The 4,616-nt window shown below is 46.3% G+C and carries 2 protein-coding genes; both read right to left on the reverse strand.

Annotated elements, in window-relative coordinates; all coding sequences use genetic code 11:
- Positions 1-161: 161 nt before the first annotated feature.
- A complete protein-coding gene (locus Q0Y54_RS11690; protein WP_297968144.1) occupies positions 162-3,188 on the reverse strand; it encodes an SMC family ATPase in 3,027 nt (1,008 codons plus the stop codon).
- Positions 3,188-4,312: an exonuclease SbcCD subunit D gene (locus Q0Y54_RS11695; RefSeq protein ID WP_297968147.1), complete on the reverse strand. Its 1,125-nt coding sequence runs from the start codon at positions 4,310-4,312 to the stop codon at positions 3,188-3,190. Before Q0Y54_RS11695 ends, Q0Y54_RS11690 begins: the two co-directional genes overlap by 1 nt.
- Positions 4,313-4,616: the final 304 nt, after the last annotated feature.

Consider the following 4,616-nt stretch of genomic DNA (forward strand, 5'->3'; position numbering starts at 1 on the left):
TGATACGTCCGCACTGGGAGATATGCTCGCCAGCTGTTGTAGTTTGTTTCCCCCCCACCTAAAGAGGTGGGGGACATCTTAAAAGCTCGTTATAAAAGCTGCTGAATGTATCATCACTAAAACAGCCCAGGCAGGAAAATAATCCTGTCTGGGCCTTTGTTTTAGCACACAAGCTTCACCCTGCTGCCCTTTTCCGGGTCCTTCACCACATCGATACGCCTGTCAATGCGCTCCTTCAGGGCCTCCACATGGGAGATGATACCAATCATACGGCCTGATGCACGAAGCTTCAGCAGGGCTTTCATGGCGATATCAAGGGTTTCTGGATCCAGGGTACCGAAGCCTTCATCAATGAACATGGCATCCATGCGGATACCACCGCTATAGTTTTGGATTACGTCTGCAAGGCCAAGGGCCATGGCCAAGGATGCCAGGAAGCTCTCACCACCAGAGAGTGATTCCACTGGACGATTACTGCCGGAGGTATTGTCAAACACCTCCATGGACAGTCCATCACCATTCAACTGCTGACGCAGCTCGTACTGATTGCGGCTCATGACAATCAACCGACGATTGGCCTGAACGAGAACATCGTACATAAGGGAACGCAGTACATACTTCTGGAAGGACAGCTTATTACCTGACACTGTTCCGTCAGCCACATTTGCCAATGTTCCGGCTACCTCATAATCCTTATAAATGGTTTGCAGCTTTGTTTCAATTTCCTGCAAGCGGCTGGCCTTATCCTTTAAATCCTTGAGGGTTTTCTGAGCCGCCCCGGCCAGACTGATACTCTCCTGCAATTTCTGTTCAGCCGCATCAGCCTTGGATTTAAGGGACTCCACATCCGGCATCTCCTCCTTACCAATGGCTTTTTTCAACACAGCGGCCCTTTCCTCCAGCTTGATGCAGGCCTCCTTGTATTTCTCATGGACTGATTTCATTTTTCCTCTGGCCTCTGGTGTATTTACCAGCTTATTTTCCATAATGGCCAAATAAGCAGCTTCATCAGCAAAACCATTCTTCTGTAGCTCGGCCTCATATTCCTTGATTGCCTTGGCCAAATCCCCATCCAGCTTTGCATCCTGCTCCTTGTTAACAGCAAGAGAAGCCTTGGTTTTTTCCACCTCGGTACCAGCCTTCTCAAATGCTTCTTTGGCATCGTTGATTTCCCCCTCCAAGGTAGTGTACTTGTCCTTGTAGTTCTGGATCTCCTCTGTGAGCTTTTCCAGACTTTCCTCACCATCTGGGAACTCCTTTTCCTTGTCATCCCGAAGGCTCTTCACCTGTACCAGTTCCTTTTGCAGCTTATCAAAGCTCTCCTGGGCCTCTTTCAGCTTATTCTGATTTTCCAGGAAAGCCTCAGTTACCGCCTTGATATTCTCGTCCAAGACAGTAATTTTTTTGCCGGCTTCCCGGGCCGCCTCGTATTCCTTCTGGGCAGCTTTCAAATCACTTCTCAGCTTATCCTCGGAACAGCCTTCAGGCAGCTGGGCTTTTTTCTCTGTCAAAGAATTAGTGGTGCTTTCCATATCCTTTTCCAGATTATTGAGCTGCAATTTCTTGTCGCTATATTCCTTGTTGGATTTATCCAAAGCCTTCTGCTTCTTCTCAATTTCCTTCTTGTCTGGAATTGTATCAGACAGTGCCGCTGGTATTGGGTGATGGATTGAGCCGCAGACCGGACATGGCTTCCCATCCTCCAGGCTCTTGGCAAGGAAACCGGCCTGTCCATGCTGGAACAGCTCCCGCGCAGCCTCCAAATCATTGGTGAGCTTCTTCACAGCAGCCTCACAGGCCTCCAAATCCACCTCCTGCTTCTGCCTATTTTCATCCAGCTGCTTCAACTGCTCCGTCAGTTTATCAATTTCACCGAAGAGCTTCTTCTGCTTGTTCATATTCTCAATGCTGAGCTTTAAAGCACTTTCATTAACAGCAGCCAATTCGGCATCATGCTTTTCCTTCTCCAGCTCCTGCTTTTTGGTTTCCCCCTGAGTCACAGCCTCTGTATAAGTCTTCACATCCGCATTAGCACTGGCATAATGAGCCTCTGCCTCGCGATACTGTTTTCTGAGTTTTTTCACATCTTCCATCAGCTTTTCAAGGAGTTTCTTTTCCTGCTGCAGCTTGGTTTCCTGGGCCCGATATTCCTTGGCCTTTCCTTCCAGCTGCTGTGCCTTTTTTTCACGCTGAGCGGCAATCTTCAGGGCTTCCTCCTTGATTTCCAGTTCCTTGCCCTGTTTTTTTACAGTTTCCTTCAGCTCAGCAGACCGGCGGGTAAGCTGGCTTCGATTGTTGTAGTACACCTCTACTACAGCAGCCTTTTCAGCCTTATTCAGCAGTTCCTTCTCCTTGTTAATGGTCGGGTTGAGACCTTCCTTTTCCTGCTGCTCCTGCTGTACCTTGCTTAACTCATCAATATCGTTCTTTAACTGCACAGCCCTATCATATTCTTTTTTAGATTCATCACGCTGCTTGGAAAGAAGGGCCTTCTCTGCCTCGAAATTCTCCAATTTACCACTGGCATCGCTGATTTTTTCATTGATTTTTTCAACGGACACCTCATTTTCCAGGAGCTCATTTTTGCGACTTTCCAGATCTTTCTTGTCAGCATTCAGCTTTTTCACTTCATCCTTTAAAGCTTTGCTGATCTGATCGTAGATTCCGGTTTTGAAGATATCATTCATCATTTTCTCACGATCCCCCGATGTTGTTACCAACAGCTCCCGGAATTTTCCCTGGGGAAGAAGAATAACCTGCTTGAACTGCTGTGCGTTAAAGCCCAACATTTCTTCGATCATTTTATTAGTCACTTTTTTTACATCTTCATTGGCCGTAACATTAAACAACTTGAATTTTTGGGTTATATTTCCGCCTTCTGACTTTGGAACCACCAGACTGCGCTCTGCACGATAAACAATATCCCCAAGCTCAAAGGTGAATTTCACATAAGTCTGGTCCTCAGCCTTAGCCAGTGAGTGGCGTATATCAGCCAAAACAGCACTTTTCTCTGAAAATCTGGTCTTTCCATACAGAGCATAAACCATGGCATCTGTAATCATGGATTTGCCGGAGCCTGTTGCGCCATTGATCAGAAACAAAGCATCCTTACCCAGCTTGTCAAAATCTATAACTGTCTTTTCCAGATAGGAACCAAAGGCCTGCATTTCCAATTTAATCGGTCGCATTATTCATCCGCCCCCTCAACTCTATTTATAACTCTGTCTAAAAAATTCAATTCAGCCTCATTCATATCCCGGCCTGTAACATTCTTATAAAATTCCTGAAAGAGATCCCCATAGGTACGGCCGCGGAAATTCACCTTATACTCATTATTCACATCTACAGCATACTCATTCTGCACAACCGTCAACAGATTTGGAAAAACGCTTCTAAGGCGATCTGCCGGACTCATCACTGAATAGTCATTCTTCAGCCGTACCTCCACATAATCCTCGGACACATCCAGCTTTTCCAGGTCTTCAATAAGACCCTCTGCCACCCGCACATCATGAAGCACAGGCAGCTTGATTTTCTCAAGGGAAATCTCCCCTTCGCCATCCATATCAATGAGCAGGACCCCTTTATCCTGATGCTGCTCATCAATAGAATATTTCAGCAGGGAACCGCTGTAGCGGATATGCTCCCTTCCCGCCTTTTGGGGTCCGTGGAGATGACCCAGAGCCACGTAATTATATCCATCGTAAATGTGATAATCCACATTGGCTGCCCCTCCTACTGAAAGCTCCCGCTCAGAGTCAGATGTTTTGCCACCGGTAATAAAGGCATGGGCCACAGCCACACTGCGTACGCCATCAGGAATGAGCCTTCTGGCATCCTCCACCATGATTTTATTGGCAGTATTGAAGTCCAGTCTCTCTTCATCAGTAAATGCCTCTCTCACGATCTCCGGAGACACATAAGGAATAAGGGAAAAATAAACCGGGCCAAATTTATCCTCCAGAACTACGGGCTCCATGCCCTGAGCCACAATTCCCCTGGTATATACACCGCTGGCTGCCATAAGCTGGCGGCCATAATCAATTCGCTGGGCACCATCATGATTGCCGGCAATAAACAGCACCTTAATGCCCAAATCCTTCAGCCGGGCCAAAACCGAGTTGAAAAGCTCGATGGCATCCCCCGGCGGGTTGGAACGGTCAAAAATATCCCCTGCGATTAACAGTGCATCGATTTTCTTCTCCGCTGCCACCTTCAGCAGCTCATCCAATACCGCCCTCTGATCATCCAACATGGGACGGTTATAAAGGGTCCGCCCCAAATGCCAATCCGCTGTGTGTATAAAACGCATATATTATCCCTCCAAAAATATGAATTGAATTATTCACATACCCCAGAACATTTTATTTTTGCAATAAATCAGTATCCGTTATATTCCCCTCCAGCTCCTCCTTACCCATCAGCTGCTCCAGAGAAACATATCTTCCTTCCATATACCATAAACATAACAAAAAGTAAATGCCATATTTTTTGATTTACCTTACCTCAATTCAGGCAATAAAGCCTATCTTCCAAGTTTTTTGATTTTCACTATAGTATACCCATAAAATGATAACTTATTCAGGTGGAGTTTTAACTCCATCTGAATTTAGTTG

It is taken from the genome of uncultured Anaerovibrio sp., from assembly GCF_947302755.1.
Lineage (GTDB): Bacteria > Bacillota > Negativicutes > Selenomonadales > Selenomonadaceae > Anaerovibrio.

Bases quoted from the DNA above. Each gene is read 5' to 3' on its own strand.
- Q0Y54_RS11690 (WP_297968144.1), bottom strand. From the start codon at position 3,188: ATGCGACCGATTAAATTGGAAATGCAGGCCTTTGGTTCCTATCTGGAA.
- Q0Y54_RS11695 (WP_297968147.1), bottom strand. From the start codon at position 4,312: ATGCGTTTTATACACACAGCGGATTGGCATTTGGGGCGGACCCTTTAT.